Genomic DNA, 17,882 nt, shown 5'->3' with positions numbered 1-17,882 from the left:
ACTAGCGGTAGTCGTTGCTGAAGCCGTAGTCGTCCAGCGGAACTGCAGCACCGGTGTTCTGGCCGAAGCCGTCCGGGCTGTAGTACTGGTCGTCGTACGACGGCACTGCGTAAGCAGCGGCGCGTGCCTCTTCGGTGGGCTGAACCTGGATGTTGCGGTAACGGTTGATACCGGTACCGGCAGGGATCAGCTTGCCGATGATGACATTTTCCTTCAGACCGATCAGCTTGTCCGAGCGGCAGTTGATAGCCGCGTCGGTCAAGACACGAGTGGTCTCCTGGAACGATGCCGCGGACAGCCACGAATCCGTCGCGAGCGACGCCTTCGTGATACCCATGAGCACCGGACGGCCGGCTGCGGGCTCGCCACCCTCGGCGACAACGCGGCGGTTTGCCGACTCGAACTCGGCGCGCTCGGTGAGCGAACCGGGCAGGAACTCGGTGGCACCGGAATCGATGATCGTCACGCGACGAAGCATCTGGCGCACGATGACCTCGATGTGCTTGTCGTGGATCGACACACCCTGGCTCCGGTACACCTCCTGGACCTCGTTGACCAAGTGGATCTGAACCTGACGCGGACCCATGACTCGCAGGACCTCGTGGGGATCGGCAGCACCTTCCATGAGCTGCTGTCCGACCTCGACGTGGTCACCGTCAGCCAAGAGGCTTTCGCGACCGTCGGCGTGCTTGAAGACGCGCAGACGCTGACGCTTGCTGAGCTTGTCGTAGACAACCTCTTCGCCGCCGTCGTCCGGAACGATGGTGATCTTGTAGAAACGATCGCCGTCTTCGAGCTGTACCCGACCCGTGACGTCCGCGATGGGAGCCTTGCCCTTGGGCACACGTGCCTCGAACAGCTCCTGGACACGCGGCAGACCGCCGGTGATGTCATCTCCTGCGACACCACCCTGGTGGAAGGTACGCATGGTCAGCTGGGTACCGGGCTCACCGATCGACTGAGCGGCGACAATACCGACAGCCTCACCGATGTCGACCAGCTTGCCGGTGGCCATCGAGCGGCCGTAGCAAGTGGCACAAACGCCGGTGCCGGTGGTGCAGGTCAGGACCGAGCGGACCTTGACCGTCGTGATGCCGGCCTCGAGCAGAGCATCGATCGCGGGGTCACCGAGATCGTGGCCACGCTCGACGATGACGGTGCCGTTCGCGTCGACTGCATCGGCCGCCAAGGTACGGGCGTACGTGCTGGTCTCCACGTGAGCATCGCGGATCATCGTGCCGTCGGCCTGCTTCTCGGCGATCGTGGTGACGATGCCGCGCTCTGTTCCACAGTCGACCTCGCGGACGATGACGTCCTGCGAAACGTCCACCAGACGACGGGTCAGGTAACCCGAGTCGGCGGTGCGGAGTGCGGTATCGGCCAGACCCTTACGAGCACCGTGCGTGTTGATGAAGTACTCGAGAACGGTCAGGCCTTCCTTGAAGGAAGACTTGATCGGACGCGGGATGAACTCACCCTTCGGGTTTGTCACCAAGCCCTTCATACCGGCGAGCGAGCGAACCTGAGTCATGTTGCCGGCTGCGCCGGACTTCACGATCATCGGGATCGGGTTGCTGTCGGGGAAGTGAGCCTCCATGGCCTTGCCGACCTTGTCGGTCGCTTCCTGCCAAATGGTGACCAGAGCGCTGTTGCGCTCCTTCTTGTCCAAAGCACCACGCTGGTACTGCTTCTCGATCTTGTCGGCCTGAGCCTCGAAGTCCTCGATGATGGCGGGCTTCTCCGGCGGCACGAGCACGTCGGAAATCGAGACCGTGACACCCGAACGGGTGGCCCAGTAGAACCCGACGTCCTTGAGCTTGTCGACGGTCTGTGCAACCACGATCATCGGGTACCGCTCGGCGAGATCGTTGATGATCGTCGCCTGGCGCTTCTTCGGCATCTGCTCGTTGACGAACGGGTAGTCCGCCGGAAGCAGCTCGTTGAAGAGCACACGGCCGAGTGTCGTGGTGGCGGTCCAGCCGTCACCGTAGTTCCAGCCCTCGGGGAACAGTTCGTTCTCGAGGTCGCGCGGCGGACGCTGCTGCGTCAGACGCACCTTGATCTGAGCCTGCACCGAGAGAGCACCGCGGTCGACCGCCATCTGAGCCTCGGCGGGCGAGGAGTACACGCCCTGCTCTGCCTCGTCGTTGGTCGGAGCAATGAGCTCACCGGTGACACCCTCGTCGAGACGGGTGAGGTGGAACAGACCCGTGACCATGTCCAGACGCGGCATGGCGAGCGGGCGACCCGAAGCAGGCGAGAGGATGTTGTTCGAGGACAGCATCAGGATGCGTGCCTCGGCCTGAGCCTCTGCCGACAGCGGGAGGTGAACAGCCATCTGGTCACCGTCGAAGTCGGCGTTGAAGGCCTCACACACCAGCGGGTGGAGCTGAATGGCCTTACCCTCGACGAGCTGCGGCTCGAATGCCTGGATACCCAGACGGTGCAGCGTAGGTGCACGGTTGAGCAGCACCGGGTGCTCGGCGATGACCTCTTCGAGGACGTCCCACACCTGGACGCGCTTGCGCTCGACCATGCGCTTTGCCGACTTGATGTTCTGCGCGTGGTTCAGATCGACCAGACGCTTCATCACGAACGGCTTGAACAGCTCGAGAGCCATCAGCTTGGGCAGACCACACTGGTGCAGCTTGAGCTGAGGACCGACGACGATCACGGAACGACCCGAGTAGTCGACGCGCTTACCGAGCAGGTTCTGACGGAAACGTCCCTGCTTGCCCTTGAGCAGATCGCTCAGGGACTTCAGCGGGCGGTTACCCGGTCCGGTGACCGGACGTCCACGACGACCGTTGTCGAACAGGGCGTCGACCGACTCCTGCAGCATCCGCTTCTCGTTGTTGACGATGATCTCGGGAGCACCGAGGTCGATCAGTCGCTTGAGGCGGTTGTTGCGGTTGATGACGCGGCGGTACAGGTCGTTGAGGTCGGACGTCGCGAAACGTCCACCGTCGAGCTGAACCATCGGGCGAAGCTCCGGCGGGATCACCGGAACAGCGTTGAGGACCATGCCCATCGGCGAGTTGCCGTTGGTCTGGAAAGCCGCAACCACCTTGAGGCGCTTGAGAGCACGCAGCTTCTTCTGGCCCTTGCCGCTGCGGATGGTCTCGCGAAGAGACTCTGCCTCGGCGTCGAGGTCGAAGTTCTGCATCAGGATCTGGATGGACTCTGCGCCCATCGCACCCGTGAAGTACTCGCCGTAACGGTCGACCAGCTCGCGGTACAGCAGCTCGTCGATGATGAGCTGCTTGACGCTCAGCTTGGTGAAGGTGGTCCAGATCTCGTCGAGACGATCCAGCTCACGCTGCGCGCGGTCACGGAGCTGACGCATTTCGCGCTCGCCGCCGTCCTTGACCTTGCGGCGGACATCGGACTTCGCGCCCTCTGCCTCGAGCTCCGCGATGTCGGCTTCGAGCTTCTGCGCACGTGCCTCCAGATCGGCGTCGCGCTGATCTGCGACGGTCTTCTTCTCGACCTGCATCTCGGCTTCGAGGGTGGACAGCTCGTTGTGACGGAGCTCCTCGTCGACGCCGACGATGACGTAGGCAGCGAAGTAGATGATCTTTTCGAGATCCTTCGGAGCCAGGTCGAGCAGGTAACCGAGACGGCTCGGAACACCCTTGAAGTACCAGATGTGCGTGACCGGTGCGGCCAGTTCGATGTGACCCATACGCTCACGACGAACCTTGGCGCGAGTGACCTCGACGCCACAGCGCTCACAGATGATGCCCTTGAAGCGGACACGCTTGTACTTACCGCAGTAGCACTCCCAGTCCCGGGTGGGGCCGAAGATCTTCTCGCAGAAGAGGCCGTCCTTCTCGGGCTTGAGCGTGCGGTAGTTGATGGTCTCCGGCTTCTTGACCTCGCCGTAGGACCAATTGCGGATGTCCTCTGCACTGGCCAAGCCAATGCGGAGTTCATCGAAGAAGTTGACGTCGAGCACGTAACTTCCTTTCCCCGTTGGGGTTACGGTTGCCGGTCACCCGGCAACCTGACTGCCAATTCAAATGTGAACTACGCCCCCGGGCCGCTCTTTCGAAGAGCAACCCGGGGACCGAAACCTAGTTCGCGAGGTCGTCGACCGTCGCAGCTTCGTTCCTGGACAGGTTGATGCCCAGGTTCGCTGCGGCCCGCTCCAAGTCCTCGTCGTCGCCGTCCGCCATCGTGATGGCCGCGCCGTCCGAGGACAGCACCTCCACGTTGAGGCAGAGCGACTGGAGCTCCTTGAGGAGCACCTTGAACGACTCGGGGATGCCGGGTTCGGGGATGTTCTCGCCCTTGACGATGGCTTCGTACACCTTGACTCGACCGACCACGTCGTCCGACTTGATGGTCAGCAGTTCCTGCAGCGTGTAAGCCGCGCCGTAGGCCTGCATCGCCCAGCACTCCATCTCACCGAAGCGCTGGCCACCGAACTGGGCCTTACCACCGAGAGGCTGCTGCGTGATCATCGAGTACGGACCGGTCGAACGAGCGTGGATCTTGTCGTCGACCAAGTGGTGCAGCTTGATGATGTACATGTAACCGACCGAGACCGGGTACGGGAACGGCTCGCCGGAGCGGCCGTCGAACAAGGTGGCCTTTCCGTCGGGTCCGACCATCTGCTCGCCGTCACGGTTCGGCAGCGTCGCGCCGAGGAGACCGGTGAGCTCGTCTTCCTTCGCACCGTCGAACACCGGGGTGGCGATGTTCGAGTCGGCCGGAGCGGACAGCATCTCTTCCGGCAGGGTCGCAGCCCAGTCGGGGCGAGAGCCGTCGGACGCGATCTGAACGTTCCAGCCGGTCTTGCCGATCCACCCGAGGTGGGTCTCCAGGACCTGACCGATGTTCATACGACGCGGGACGCCGTGCGTGTTCAAGATGATGTCGACAGGCGTGCCGTCCGAGAGGAACGGCATGTCTTCCTGCGGCAGGATCTTGCCGATGACGCCCTTGTTACCGTGGCGGCCGGCGAGCTTGTCGCCGTCCTGGATTTTGCGCTTCTGTGCCACGTAGACGCGGACCAGCTCGTTGACACCGGGAGGCAGATCGTCGTCTTCGTCACGCGAGAACACGCGGATTCCGATGACCTTGCCGGTCTCACCGTGAGGAACCTTGAGGGACGTGTCACGAACCTCGCGAGCCTTCTCACCGAAGATGGCGCGAAGGAGGCGCTCTTCGGGGGTCAGCTCGGTCTCGCCCTTCGGCGTGACCTTTCCGACCAGCACGTCGCCGTCACGAACCTCGGCACCGATACGGATGATGCCGCGCTCGTCGAGGTCAGCGAGGACCTCGTCGGAGACGTTCGGGATGTCGCGAGTGATTTCCTCGGCACCGAGCTTGGTGTCGCGGGCATCGATCTCGTGCTCCTCGATGTGAATCGAGGTCAGGACGTCCTCTTCCACGAGACGCTGCGACAGAATGATCGCGTCCTCGTAGTTGTGGCCTTCCCACGGCATGATCGCGACGAGCAAGTTCTTGCCCAGCGCCATCTCACCGTTCTCGGTGCAAGGGCCGTCGGCCAGAACCTGGCCGGCCTCGACACGCTGTCCCTCGTCCACGATCGGACGCTGGTTGGCGCACGTGCCCTGGTTGGAACGCGCGAACTTGCGCATCCGGTACGTCTTGCGGCTTCCGTCGTCAGCCATCACCGTGACGTAGTCCGCGGAGATCTCCTCCACGACACCGGTCTTCTCGGTGATGATGACGTCGCCGGCATCCACAGCTGCACGCAGCTCCATGCCGGTACCGACGAGAGGCGCCTCGCTGCGCACCAGCGGGACAGCCTGACGCTGCATGTTCGCGCCCATCAGGGCACGGTTTGCATCGTCGTGCTCGAGGAACGGAATCATCGCGGTAGCGACGGACACCATCTGACGCGGCGAAACGTCCATGTAGTCGATGTCGGAGGACGCGACGAACTCGACCTCGCCACCCTTACGGCGGACGAGAATCTTCGAGTCGGTGAAGCGACCCTCACGGTCGATGGCCGAGTTGGCCTGCGCGACCACGTGGCGGTCTTCTTCGTCGGCGGTCAGGTAGTCGACGTCGTCGGTCACCTGTCCGTCGACGACGCGACGGTACGGGGTCTCGATGAAACCGAACGGGTTGACGCGGGCGTAGACCGACAGTGAACCGATCAGGCCGATGTTCGGGCCTTCCGGGGTCTCGATCGGGCACATGCGGCCGTAGTGCGACGGGTGAACGTCGCGAACCTCGAGGCCGGCGCGCTCACGGGACAGACCACCCGGGCCGAGGGCGGACAGACGACGCTTGTGCGTCAGCCCCGACAGCGGGTTGTTCTGGTCCATGAACTGCGACAGCTGGGAGGTTCCGAAGAACTCCCTGATCGCAGCGACGACGGGACGGATGTTGATCAGCGTCTGAGGCGTGATTGCCTCGACGTCCTGCGTGGTCATGCGCTCACGAACCACGCGCTCCATGCGGGACAGGCCCACGCGGATCTGGTTCTGGATGAGCTCGCCGACCGTACGCAGACGACGGTTGCCGAAGTGGTCGATGTCGTCGACCTCGACGGGAACCTCGACGCCGCCCGGAGCCGTCATCGAGGTGTCACCTGCGTGCAGACGCACGAGGTACTCGACGGTGGCGACGATGTCTTCTTCGGTGAGCGTGGATGCAACGATCGGCTGACCCGCGTTCAGGCCGAGCTTCTTGTTGATCTTGTAACGACCCACGCGAGCGAGGTCGTAGCGCTTGTCCTTGAAGAACAGGTTCTCCAGCAGAGTCTGCGCGCTCTCCTTGGTGGGGGGCTCGCCCGGACGCAGCTTGCGGTAGATGTCGAGCAACGCCTCATCGGTGCCGGCGGTGTTGTCCTTCTCCAGCGTGGCCATGAGGATCTCGGAGAAGCCGAAGCGCTCCGTGATCTGCTCGGTGGTCCAGCCGAGTGCCTTGAGCAGGACGGTGACAGGCTGACGACGCTTGCGGTCGATACGGACACCAACGGTGTCGCGCTTGTCGACGTCGAACTCGAGCCATGCGCCGCGACCCGGGATCACCTTGACGCTGTGCAGATCCTTCTCGGTGCTCTTGTCGACGCTCATGTCGAAGTACACACCGGGGGAACGCACGAGCTGCGAGACGACCACACGCTCGGTGCCGTTGATGATGAAGGTGCCCTTGTCGGTCATCATCGGGAAATCTCCCATGAAGACCGTCTGGCTCTTGATCTCACCAGTGTTGTTGTTGATGAACTCCGCGGTGACGAACAACGGCGCCGCGTAGGTCATGTCCTTGTCTTTGCACTCGTCCGTCGAGGCCTTGACCTCGTCGAATCGAGGGTCGGAGAAGGACAGCGACATAGTGCCGTTGAAATCCTCGATCGGAGAAAGCTCCGCGAGGATGTCCTCGAGACCACCGGACACTGCATTGTCGCCGAGTGCCGCTGCTCGTTCGCGCCAACTCTGCGCGCCGATCAGCCACTCGAACGAATCTGTCTGTACGTCAAGAAGCCCGGGAACTTCGAGGGGTTCGCGAACTTTCGCGAACGAAACCCTCTTCGGGGCTCCGGGGATTCCGGAAACTGCCTTGGTCTGGCTAGAGACTGCCAAGATGCGTCCTTCCAGCACCTCACGCGGGCCGCTCCGTGCTGTTGCGACCGCCGCTGTATCTGCTTCGAATTTCGCTGGTTACAACCCGAACGAAACCCGTCGCAGAAAGCAAGAAGTACTTGACTTCGCAGCGGTTGAGACGAGGGGTGGACAGGAGGCAGCCAGCGCAACGTCCAAAAGTACACCCTTACTCAGGAAATGTCGAGTCGGGTGTAACTGAGGGTCTGATTCAGATACTGACGTGAGACTGCCGATCACTCGTCCGTGCATGTTCACCGATCAGAGTGGACCTTGCGGACCGCCCCGTCAAGGGCGAGAGCGCGTGTCGCAGCATTCGAACATTGGCCACCTGCATTCGAACACTGCCACCGGAAGTGTAGCGAGCAACGGCGTCACACACGAAAAATCTGGACCGACATCGTGCGTCGGTCCAGATCTTCACGCTGGTACGCAGGTGCTACTGGTGTTCTACTGGTCGCGAATCTCCGAGATCAGCCAGTTTCCGTCCTGCTTCTCCAGACTCACGATGACCATTCCGGAGCGAGAGTCTGCCGCCACGCCGTTCTGCGTCGAGCTGACGTTCAGTTGGGCGAGCAACTGCGCCCGGTCCTTCTCGAGCCGTGTGATCCCGATCAGCGGGACATCAGCGGTCGTTGCCGTCTGGGTTTGTTCGACGCCGGCCTTCTGCGTGTCCTTGTACTGCGTCAGCTGATCGCGCATCGACTGGTTCAGGCCCTGGACACCCTTGTCGAAATCGGCGTCGAACGTGTCGGGAGAGAACGTGAAGACTGCAGCCAACGCCGACGGCGTCACACGAAGAACCTCAGCCGTGGCGCCTTCGTCCACCCAGGCGATGTCGTCCGTCTTCGCGCCGACTTTGAAGAATGCGACGCCCGCGAGGATCGCGACGACCACCGCTGCTGCGCCCAGGATCGCGACCAGGCGCCAGCCAGCCTTGGATGGTGGAGAGGTTGTCGCCGACTCCCCTGCGTCCGTCTCCGGGGCAGCGGGGGCCTTCGACTCTTCGGTAGCGGCCTTCGGTTCGTCGGCGACGGTCTTCGCCGGCTTGGTGAGATCCGGGGCTGGTGTGGATTCCGGGGCGTCGGATTCAGACTTCGCGGGCTCGGCACTGGAGGCTTGCGCCTTCGCGAGGTTCGGCTTCGCTGATTCAGGTGTCGCTGCTTCGGGAGTCACAGCTTTGGGAGTCACTGCTTCCGGAGTCACGGCTTCCGGAGTCGTTGCTGCCGGCTGCTCGATCGTGGGCTCGACCGGATCTGAATCGGACGTCCCCGCGGAGACGTTGAGCGAGCGAGCGCTTCCAGCGATCTTCGGCCGACGGTTCTGCGGGGAGGACGGTCCGCCGGTACGACGTTTGGGTGGCATTACGCGCTTCTCCTTCGAGGGATGTCGGTGTGCAGGTTCGAAGAACTACTGGCCACCGGAATCACCACCCTCGGTTGTCGGTGCAGGAGCACTGGATGCGGGTGCTTCGGTCCCCGAGCCGGGGGCGGGCGTCGCATCAGGTGCCGGCGTGGAGCCGTCGGCAGCCGGCAAAGCGCCGGAGCCGAGGTCGACCCGCGATCCGACCGGATCGGCCGACTGCGCCTTCCAGACCCCGTCCACCTCGACCATTCCGAGCCGCATCCCGAGCTGGTTCTTGACGAACTGGTTGCCCTGCGTCGTGGTCACTCGAACGACGACCAGAGCCGTGGCGGTCCGATCATCGGTGTTGAGTTCGGTCAGAGCGGACTGCACAACCTCGGTGTCAGCCTTCGAGCCGGAGTTACGCAATTCGTCGGTGATCGAATCCTGAACGGTCTGCAGATACGTCGTCATCTCGTCACCGGTCACCGAGGAACGCATGTTCTCGATCGACTGGTCGAGATTGGCCGAGTCCGCGTTGTTGAGATTGATCGCGACTTGCTGCGCACCGATCAGCGCGTCGTCACGCATCTCGGCGGTGGTTCGGTCGGTGGGAAGCGCCCGAACGTACGGGATGCCGAACACACCGAGCGCAACCACTGCCGCCAGAAGCAAGACACCGACCGCAATCAGAGACGCTGTCAGTCCCTTCGGTTTGCCGGTCGTCGGCGATCCCGCTTCGACTTGCTCGGGCCCGCCGGACTGCGGGGAACTGTTTCTCTGAATCACACTCACTACCCTACTTACCTGTTTTGCCCAGCCTCTGGCCGCGAATCGTCAACTGCCACAACTCAGTAGCCTGAACTGCACAAACTCGATCACATTCGGATCGGTCTACTTCGGTGTCACTCCGAGCATCGGCGCCAACTGCGTCGCGATCGGGTTGAGGTTCAACTTGTCCGGATCGACCTTCGGCTTGAAGTCCCAAGGCTGGATCGTGTCGGGGTCTGCGTAGATCACACGGTTGGCACTACGGACACCCGTCTCGCTGCCCAACGGCACCTCACACGACGCCGCGGTGTTGAGCGGGAAATCCTGCTGGGTGTCGTCGAAATTGGGATTCTGACGCTTCATGTCGTCCAGGATCGCCATCGTGCCTTCGTAACCCACCGTGCACGAGAGCGGATTGTTGGTCTCGAGCACCAAGCCCTGATGGACCGTTCCGTCGCCCGGAGCAACCGTCGGTGCGGCAGCGGCAAGGCCAGGAAGGAAGATCAGGAACGGCTGCAGCGCGATCGTTCGCGGCGCCAGCGTCTTGGTAGTGGCCGCCAGATTGGTCAGGTCGGTCGTCAGGCTCGGACCGCCCTCGTTGATGAGGGCGCCGATCTGATCACTGGCCGGAATGCCGTTGTCGATCAAACGTCGAATGTCCGGGTCGCTGGTACGCAACTGCGCCGTGACAGCGTCGAGATCGGTACTGAACTGCTTGATCGCGGAGGACTGATCCGACTGCGTCGTCAGAACCGTCTCGCTGTTGCGAATCAGCGCGAGTGTCTGAGGCAGAGTGTCGAGACCGGACTGCGAGAGACCGGACAACGAATCGGCCAGGACCTGAATGTCCTCACCCTTGCCGTTGAACGCGGCACCGAGTTCGACGGCGACGGTGTGGAGTGCGTCGACCGGCACGGACTTGACCAAACCGTTTGCACTGGTCAACACATCCTCGATCGGGATCGGAGTTGTGGTGTCCCCCACCGCAATCACCGACCCGTCCTCGAGGAAAGGTCCCTGATCGGTATCGGGCTGAAGGTCGACGTACTGCTCACCGATGGCGGAGCGGTTAGCCACGACGGCACGGGCCGACGAGGGAATCTCCGGAGCACTGTTGTCGATCTTCAGGTCGACCTGAATTCCGTCCTCGGTCAACGACATGTCGCCCACTCGGCCGACCGGAACGCCGCGGTACGTCACTTCGGCGTTGGTGAAAATTCCACCGGACGTGGCCAATTCGGTCTTGACCGTGTACTGCCCGAACCCCATGAGGTTGTCCAGACGCACGTACTTGGCACCGACGTAGATGAGACCCAGAAGCGCGACCAAGACAAAGCCGACGAGCTGCCATTTGACCAGAGCTGATCTCACTGTCCATCACCACCGATTCCGAACTGTTCCAGCATTCCCTGGATGGGGTTGAGCGGATCCGCCGCCGGAGCGGGGGTTGCCGGGTCACCGGCCGTTGTCGCGGGAAGACCAGCGACGACGGGGATCTGCGGCAGGATCGGAGCGATCGGCAGCAGTGACACCGTCGGCCAACCCGGCCGCGGACCGTTGCCGTTGTAGTACGGGTTGGACGGATCGACCACCGGCTTGGGATTGCCGAACTTCGGCTGACGGTATTCCGGTTCACCCTGTCCGACACCAAGACCCGAGAGAGTATTGCCGATCTGCAGGTCGACGCTCAGGAAGAGGTTCACGGAACCACCCTGCGCGATCTTCTCGACACCGTCCGGGAACGGGAAGGTCGGGAGGAAAGGAAGTGCCCCGACGAAGTCGTCACCGGAGTCCGCAAGCGCCTGCAGCGTCGGACGAAGGGCCTGAAGATCAGCGATCAGATCGTCTTTGGACTGCGTGAGAACGTCGGTTCCCACTGTTCCGAGTCGATCCACCTGAGCGAGCATCTGCGTCAACTGCGGACGCTGCTCGTTGAGAACCTGTGTCGCAACGGGCAGTTCCTCGAGAATCTTGCCGATCTTCTCGTTCTGATCGTTGACTCGACTCGACAGCACGTCGAGTCCGTCGAGCGCGCGGGTGATGTCGTCACGCTGCTCGTTGAGTCCACCGATGAGAGTGTTCGCCTGCTCCAGCAGACTCCTCGTCTTGCCTTCGCGGCCGTCGAACGCGGCCCCGAGTTCTTCGACGATGGGCTGCAACTGGCCGACACCGCCGCCGTTGAGGAGCAGCGACAACGCGCCGAGAACCTGCTCGATCTCGGTGGCGTGCCGGGTGCGATCCAGCGGGATCAGATCGCCGTCGGCCAGCTTCGCAGAGTCCGGGCCTGACGGCGGGGCCGACAGCTGGATGAACTTCTCGCCGAGCAGGTTCGTCTGCTCGACCGCGGCAATTGCATTGGCGGGCAGATCAACCGACGAGTCGAGGATGATGCCGACGTCCGCGGTCCATCCGTCCGGTCCGACCGATACGTCGTCGACGCGACCGACAGGAACGCCGTCGACCTTCACAGCGGACTGCGGAACAAGGTCCAGGACATCGTCGAACTGAATGGTCAAGTGCATCGGATCGGATCCCACATCAGGACCGCCGGGAAGCGGGACAGCGTAGATCCCCTCGGACGAGCAGGCGGTTGCCGAGATCAGGACGGCGCACAATCCGGCGCCGACTATCAATGAACGCTTCACTCGCCCTCCCCGTTTCCACTGGTCAGTCGCGGTGACACGACGCCGGGCACAGTGCCCGGAACTACCTGCATCTGTCGTTCGGAACCGGCAAGGATGCCGAAGGGAAGGTTCAGGCCTGCAGCCTGATTGGCTGCGTCGGTCATCGCTGCGACGTTTGCGCACTGGTCGATGGCCGGTTGCATCTGCCGTCCCAACGCCTCGAACCGCGGATCACCAGGCAATAGTTTGCCGAGGTCCATCAACTTGCAGAGCACTCCGGCCGGGTTCTGAAGATCAGGGAACGCCAGACGTGAAGCGAGCACACCTGATTCGGCGTCGTACGAGTTGACCAGGTTGGAGATCGCCAACGGAAGCATGGTGAGCGTGTTGGCCAGGGCTTCCTTGTTGTTCGCCAATGTCTGTGTCGGTTCGACGAGACCCTCGGTTGTCTGGACCAGTTGATCGCGGTTGTCGGCCACGAACTTCGCGACGTCGCCGAGCGCAATCGAGAGCTGGTTCAGAGCGGCACCGAGATCGTCGCGCTCACCTGCCAGGAATCCGGTCAGGTCCGACAACTGCGTGTTGAACTGGCGCACCTGCTGATCGTTGGCCGCGAGAGCGCCCACGAAAGTATCCAGGTTCTTGATGGTGAGCGAGATGTTGTCACGCGAATCGTTCAGCGTCCGTGCGGCATCCGAGAGGTTGGTGATGCTGTCCCCCAACGCTTCACCGTTGCCTTCGAGGTTGGCCGCCCCGGTCTCGACGAAATCGGACAGCGCACCGTTCTTGTTGGCACCTTCGGGACCGAGTGCCGACGCGAGTTCGTCGATGCTGGAGTACAACTGGTCGACCTCGACGGGCGTCGCCGTCTTCTCGAGCGGAATGACTGCACCGCTGGACATCTTGTCGCCGCCGGTGAAGACCGGAGTCAACTGGATGTAACGGTCGGCAACCACCGAAGGAGTGATCTGTGCGGCGCTGGCGCCGGCGGGGATGTCGATCCCACGATCGACACGCAACTCGACCTTGACCTGATCTCCCTGAGGTTCGACGGATTCGACGGTGCCGACCTTGACACCGAGAACACGAACGTCGGAACCGTCGTAGATACCCACCGACTTGTCGAAGTAGGCGGTGATCTTGGTCGTTCCGGCGCGCGTGAACACCCACCACAGTGCGCCACCGATGACGAGTAACCCGATCAGAACAGCGGCGATGATCGCGACCGAACGCTTCTTGGAGCCGCTTCCGGCTTCGGCAGTGTCAGCCATCAGTTGCCTCCCAACGTACGAACGGGGTCACGGTAGCCCGGAATATCCGGCAGACCCGGCGGAAGGAGGTTCACGACGACCTGGTCGAACCAACGGCCGTTGCCGACCACGTTGGCGTACAGCCGAATGAAGGGTTCGTAGAGCTTCAGTGCCTTGTCCAAGTTCTCGTTGTTGGCCTTCAAGATGTCGATGACGCCGTTGAGCTGCGTCAACGCCGGCCCGATTGCCGCCTCGTTGTCGCGAACGAGACCGGTGAGCTGCTGCGAGACTCGCTGAGTTCCGGTGAGCAACTGCGAAATCGCCTGCTGACGATTGTTGAGTTCCTGCACCAGAAGTCCGCCGTCTCGGATGAGCTGCGTGAATTCCTTGTTGCGATCAGCAAGGATCTGTGACGTCTTCCCGGTCGCGTCGAAAAGCTTCTGCAAGTCCTGATCGCGGCTCGCGATCGTCTGGGACAACCGGCTGACACCGTCGAGCGAGGCTCGCACGTCGCCAGGTGTCTCGGAGAAGGCTTGGGACAACGTCTCCATGCTCTTCGCCAACTGGTCGGTGTCGATGTCGCCGACCGTGTCCGCCGCGGCCGAGAAAGCCTGAACGACGTCATACGGAGACGTGGTGCGCTCGAGCGGAATCCGGTCCTTGGGATCGAGGTTGTCGGTTCCGCGCGGATCGAGTGCGAGGTACTTCTGCCCCAGAATCGTCTTGATCTGGATGGACGCCGAAGTTTGATCGCCGACCCACGCGTCGCTGACCTTGAAATCGACAAGTACACGATCTCCGTCGAGATCGACGGAGGTGACCTTTCCGACCTTCACACCGGCGATACGAACCTCGTTGCCGGGCTTGAGCCCGGCGGCTTCGGAGAACTCCGCGGAGTAGGACGAGCCTGCCCCTACGAACGGAAGCGAATCGAGGAAGAACGCGGACAAAGTGGCCAAGAGCACCACGAAAATACCGATGGCTCCGGCCATTGCCGGACTGCGACGTTTACTCATCGACCTTGCAACTCCCTCATACCGTCTTGAGTGCATCGCGTGGCCGCGTTGGTGTAGATCGGCTGGTTGACCGTCGGCAGGCCGGTGGGCAGATTCAGCGACGCAGACTGTCCGGGACCGGCGACGATGTCGATTCCACACAGGTAGAACTGGAACCAGGAACCGTAACTCGCGACGCGAGCGAGCTTGTCGAGCTTGACCGGCAAGGTCTCGAGCACCGCATTCACGTCGTCACTACGACGGTTGAGTGTGGTCGCCAAGGTGTTGAGTGCCGTGATCGAGCCCTGGATCGACGGCCGCGTCGGCTCGAGCAGATCGGCCGTCGCGTCGGTCAGGCCGGCGAGTGAGGTGACGGCCGAACCGACCACACCACGCTCGTTGGCCAACCCGGTGACCAGTTGCTGGGTGTTGACGATCAGCGAATCGAGGTTCTTGTCATTCGCGTTGACGGTGTCGAGAACGTCGTTGAGGTTCTTGATCACCTCGCCGATGACAGCGTCCTTGTCGGCAACGGTGTTGGTCAGGCTCGCGGTGTTGCGTACGAGCTCGCTGATGGTGCCCGACTCACCCTGGAAGACCTGGATGATCTGGTACGACAGCTTGTTCACGTCGTCGGCGCTCAGGGTGGTGAACAACGGCTTGAACCCGTTGAAGAGCGTCGTGAGGTTGACCGCCGGACGCGTCTGCGCCAACGGCAAGGTGTCGCCGCCGGTGATCTTCTTGCCCTGGCTACCTTCACCTTGTGAAAGCGAGATGTACCGCTGCCCCACCAGGTTGCGGAACCGGATCGTGGCGATGGAACTCGCCGGCAACCAATCACGGTCGGACACCGAGAACTGCACCTCGGCCTGATTGTCGTTGACGATGGCGATCTTCTCGACCTGCCCGACACGAACTCCGGCAATGCGTACCTCGTCGCCCTCGTTCAGCGAGGTGACGTCGGAGAAGACGGCGTTGAACTTGGTACCGCCACCGCCTCCGAGGTTGGCGATACTGGCCGCCAGCAATCCTGTCGCCAGGACGGTGACCACCACGAAGATGATGAGCTTTGTCAGCGGAGCTGCGAGTCCTCTCATTGGACGCTCACCTCCGCACCGGCGAATGCCGGAGCACTGACCATTGTGGTCCACGCCGGAACGTCGTCCGGCGCAACACCGTTGGCCTGTCCGTAGATCACCTTCAACGTATCCTCTTCGAGTCGCGAGCCCGCGTAGCCGGCCTGCTGTGCAGGACCACTGTTGTTGGTCGAGAAGAGCTGCGGTCCGGAGCCCTCGGGTGCGGGCAGGAATTCCATGGTCGCGGGTCCTGGGTTGCGGGACGGCACCTGGTAGGAACCGTCACCGTACGACCCGCCGGGGTACTGCGGGAACGGGCGACCGGGCTCGGTGACGTTGTCGTAGCAAACCGGGCCGCGGTTGTCGACGAGCCGGGGCTCGTCCTGGTTGGGCAGGTAGCGGCCCTTGGGGTTCACGATCTGAATACTCGCACGCACACCGGGATTGGGCGCGTCGGTGGAGAGGATCTTGGCCGCTTCCGGAGCAGTGTCCGAGAAGCCCTTGAACGTGCACCCGAACGTCGGCGAGTATTGCGCCAACAGCTGGAGCGCTTCGGTCGAATCCGCAGCGAGCGTGATGATCGAGGACGAGTTCGTCTCGAGGAATGCTGCTGTGTTCGACGAGGTCGCCGTGAGCGACGCCAGCAGTGTCCGCAACTGATCCTGCTTCTGCACCACCGTGTTACCCGTGGTCCGCAGATTGTCGAGAGCGTTGATCAGGTCGGGCGCAGCGTCTGAGTACGTCTGGGAGAAGTCTGCGAACTTGCGCAGATCCTCTTGCACGGCAGGTAGTTCGGTGTTGACGCCGCGGAAGATCTCTTCGAGACGATCGACGGTCAATCCGAGCTCGGCGCCGCGTCCCGTCAGGCCCTGAGCGAGAGACCCGAGAGTGTTCGCCAGATCCTGCGGCGGAATGGCCTGCAGGAGTGGGAGCAGCCCGTCCAGAACGTCACCGACCTCGACAGCGTTGCCGCTCTTGTCCTGGTGAATAACCGTTCCCGCGGAAATCGGGGTCGCGGTGGTTCCCTCCGGAATGATCAGGGAGACGTATCGCTCACCGAAAAGCGTCTTCGGAAGCAGACGCGCCGTGACGTTGGACGGAATCAGATCAGCCTTGTCCGGTTCGATCGCGAGGACCGACGTGACCTGGCCGTCTTTTGTCGACGCGGATCGCACCTCGCCCACCAGCAGCCCACGGACCTTGACGTCCGCGTTGGGCGGCAAAGCATTTCCGACGGTGTCGGTCACGAGGTCGATCTTCACGACGTCCTTGAACGTCTTGTTGAAAGTTCCGATGGTGAAGGCCAGGAACAAGGCCAACACCACGAAGAACACGAGTCCGAGCACACGGCGGCGCAGGACTGACGGAGCCTCGATCATCCGGCCACCCTCACTGTCGTCGTGGTGCCCCAGATTGCGAGGCTGAGGAAGAAGTCGAGAACGGCGATCGTCACGATGGCGGCGCGAACAGCGCGGCCGACGGCCACGCCAACGCCTGCGGGACCACCCGAGGCGTGGAAACCGTAGTAGCAGTGGATCAGGATCAGCACGAAGGCGAAGACCAGGACTTTCGCAAACGAGTACAGCACGTCCTGCGGTGGCAGGAACAGGTTGAAGTAGTGGTCGTACGAGCCCGTCGACTGCCCGTTGAACACCGTACTGATCACTCTCGAGGCGAGGTACGCCGCAAGCAGACCCACGATGTACAGCGGGATGACGGCGACGAAGCCGGCGATCATGCGCGTCGTGACCAGGAACGGCACCGAAGGCACCGCCATGACCTCGAGTGCGTCGATCTCCTCGGAGATTCGCATGGCGCCGAGCTGAGCTGTGAATCCACAACCCACCGTGGCCGAGAGCGCGAGGGCCGCAACGATCGGAGCGATCTCACGGGTGTTGACGTAGGCGGAGAGGAAGCCGGTCAGAACCGAGCTACCCAACTGCTCGAGGGCGGCGAAGCCCTGCAGACCGACGACGACACCGGTGAATCCCGACATCATCGCGATGACGCCGATCGTTCCGCCGATGACTGCGAGCGCACCGCTACCGAACGTCACTTCGGCGAGCAGCCGAAGCGTCTCCTTCCGGTACCGGTGCAGGGTGCGCGGAGTCCACGCGATTGCGCGCGCGTAGAACGACATCTGCTCGCCCGCGCGGTCCAACGCGTTCAATGGAATCTTGGCAATTTTGCGGCTCTTCAGCAGGAACTGATCGCCGCGGCCTCGTGCGATGGTCATTTA

The 17,882-nt window shown here is 62.5% G+C and carries 11 protein-coding genes; all 11 read right to left on the bottom strand.

What is annotated here, in order from left to right:
• Window position 1 precedes the first annotated feature (1 nt).
• Entirely contained in the window at window positions 2-3,958 is a 3,957-nt protein-coding gene (locus ACFQ6Y_RS24970; RefSeq protein ID WP_378447188.1) for a DNA-directed RNA polymerase subunit beta', read from the bottom strand.
• A gap of 118 nt (window positions 3,959-4,076) precedes the next feature.
• Window positions 4,077-7,583, bottom strand: coding sequence for a DNA-directed RNA polymerase subunit beta (gene rpoB / locus ACFQ6Y_RS24965; protein ID WP_378447187.1), 3,507 nt, complete (start codon window positions 7,581-7,583; stop codon window positions 4,077-4,079).
• Between the two features lie 450 nt (window positions 7,584-8,033).
• On the bottom strand, window positions 8,034-8,948 hold the full coding sequence (locus ACFQ6Y_RS24960; RefSeq protein ID WP_378638351.1) for a hypothetical protein: 915 nt from the start codon (window positions 8,946-8,948) through the stop codon (window positions 8,034-8,036).
• Window positions 8,949-8,993: 45 nt separating this feature from the next.
• Complete coding sequence (locus ACFQ6Y_RS24955; protein ID WP_378638347.1) at window positions 8,994-9,722, bottom strand: hypothetical protein; 729 nt, start codon at window positions 9,720-9,722, stop codon at window positions 8,994-8,996.
• Between the two features lie 99 nt (window positions 9,723-9,821).
• The gene (locus tag ACFQ6Y_RS24950) at window positions 9,822-11,069 is read right to left on the bottom strand and encodes an MCE family protein (protein WP_378537644.1); all 1,248 of its coding nucleotides are present in this window, start codon (window positions 11,067-11,069) and stop codon (window positions 9,822-9,824) included.
• On the bottom strand, window positions 11,066-12,343 hold the full coding sequence (locus ACFQ6Y_RS24945) for an MCE family protein (protein WP_378447184.1): 1,278 nt from the start codon (window positions 12,341-12,343) through the stop codon (window positions 11,066-11,068). Before ACFQ6Y_RS24945 ends, ACFQ6Y_RS24950 begins: the two co-directional genes overlap by 4 nt.
• Window positions 12,340-13,593 carry an MCE family protein gene (locus ACFQ6Y_RS24940; RefSeq protein WP_378548656.1) on the bottom strand — a complete coding sequence of 418 codons (1,254 nt, stop codon included), beginning with the start codon at window positions 13,591-13,593 and terminating at the stop codon, window positions 12,340-12,342. The genes ACFQ6Y_RS24945 and ACFQ6Y_RS24940 overlap by 4 nt, the downstream gene beginning before the upstream one ends.
• Window positions 13,593-14,588: an MCE family protein gene (locus tag ACFQ6Y_RS24935; protein ID WP_230812152.1), complete on the bottom strand. Its 996-nt coding sequence runs from the start codon at window positions 14,586-14,588 to the stop codon at window positions 13,593-13,595. Before ACFQ6Y_RS24935 ends, ACFQ6Y_RS24940 begins: the two co-directional genes overlap by 1 nt.
• On the bottom strand, window positions 14,585-15,664 hold the full coding sequence (locus ACFQ6Y_RS24930) for an MCE family protein (protein ID WP_378638342.1): 1,080 nt from the start codon (window positions 15,662-15,664) through the stop codon (window positions 14,585-14,587). The genes ACFQ6Y_RS24935 and ACFQ6Y_RS24930 overlap by 4 nt, the downstream gene beginning before the upstream one ends.
• Window positions 15,661-17,022 (bottom strand): MCE family protein, encoded by a 1,362-nt coding sequence (locus ACFQ6Y_RS24925; protein ID WP_378447181.1) that lies wholly within the window; start codon window positions 17,020-17,022, stop codon window positions 15,661-15,663. The genes ACFQ6Y_RS24930 and ACFQ6Y_RS24925 overlap by 4 nt, the downstream gene beginning before the upstream one ends.
• Window positions 17,019-17,879, bottom strand: coding sequence for an MlaE family ABC transporter permease (locus tag ACFQ6Y_RS24920; protein WP_378638338.1), 861 nt, complete (start codon window positions 17,877-17,879; stop codon window positions 17,019-17,021). The genes ACFQ6Y_RS24925 and ACFQ6Y_RS24920 overlap by 4 nt, the downstream gene beginning before the upstream one ends.
• Between the last annotated feature and the right edge of the window lie 3 nt (window positions 17,880-17,882).

The organism is Rhodococcus sp. NPDC056516 (assembly GCF_042794655.1).
Lineage (GTDB): Bacteria > Actinomycetota > Actinomycetes > Mycobacteriales > Mycobacteriaceae > Rhodococcus_F.
Note: the sequence above shows the minus strand (reverse complement) of the source record. Positions and strands in the feature narration are given on the sequence as shown.

What these genes read in the sequence shown, in the direction of transcription:
- ACFQ6Y_RS24960 (WP_378638351.1), bottom strand. Translation starts at nt 8,948, where the DNA reads ATGCCACCCAAACGTCGTACCGGCGGACCGTCCTCCCCGCAGAACCGT.
- ACFQ6Y_RS24940 (WP_378548656.1), bottom strand. Translation starts at nt 13,593, where the DNA reads ATGGCTGACACTGCCGAAGCCGGAAGCGGCTCCAAGAAGCGTTCGGTC.
- ACFQ6Y_RS24935 (WP_230812152.1), bottom strand. Translation starts at nt 14,588, where the DNA reads ATGAGTAAACGTCGCAGTCCGGCAATGGCCGGAGCCATCGGTATTTTC.
- ACFQ6Y_RS24930 (WP_378638342.1), bottom strand. Translation starts at nt 15,664, where the DNA reads ATGAGAGGACTCGCAGCTCCGCTGACAAAGCTCATCATCTTCGTGGTG.
- ACFQ6Y_RS24925 (WP_378447181.1), bottom strand. Translation starts at nt 17,022, where the DNA reads ATGATCGAGGCTCCGTCAGTCCTGCGCCGCCGTGTGCTCGGACTCGTG.
- ACFQ6Y_RS24920 (WP_378638338.1), bottom strand. Translation starts at nt 17,879, where the DNA reads ATGACCATCGCACGAGGCCGCGGCGATCAGTTCCTGCTGAAGAGCCGC.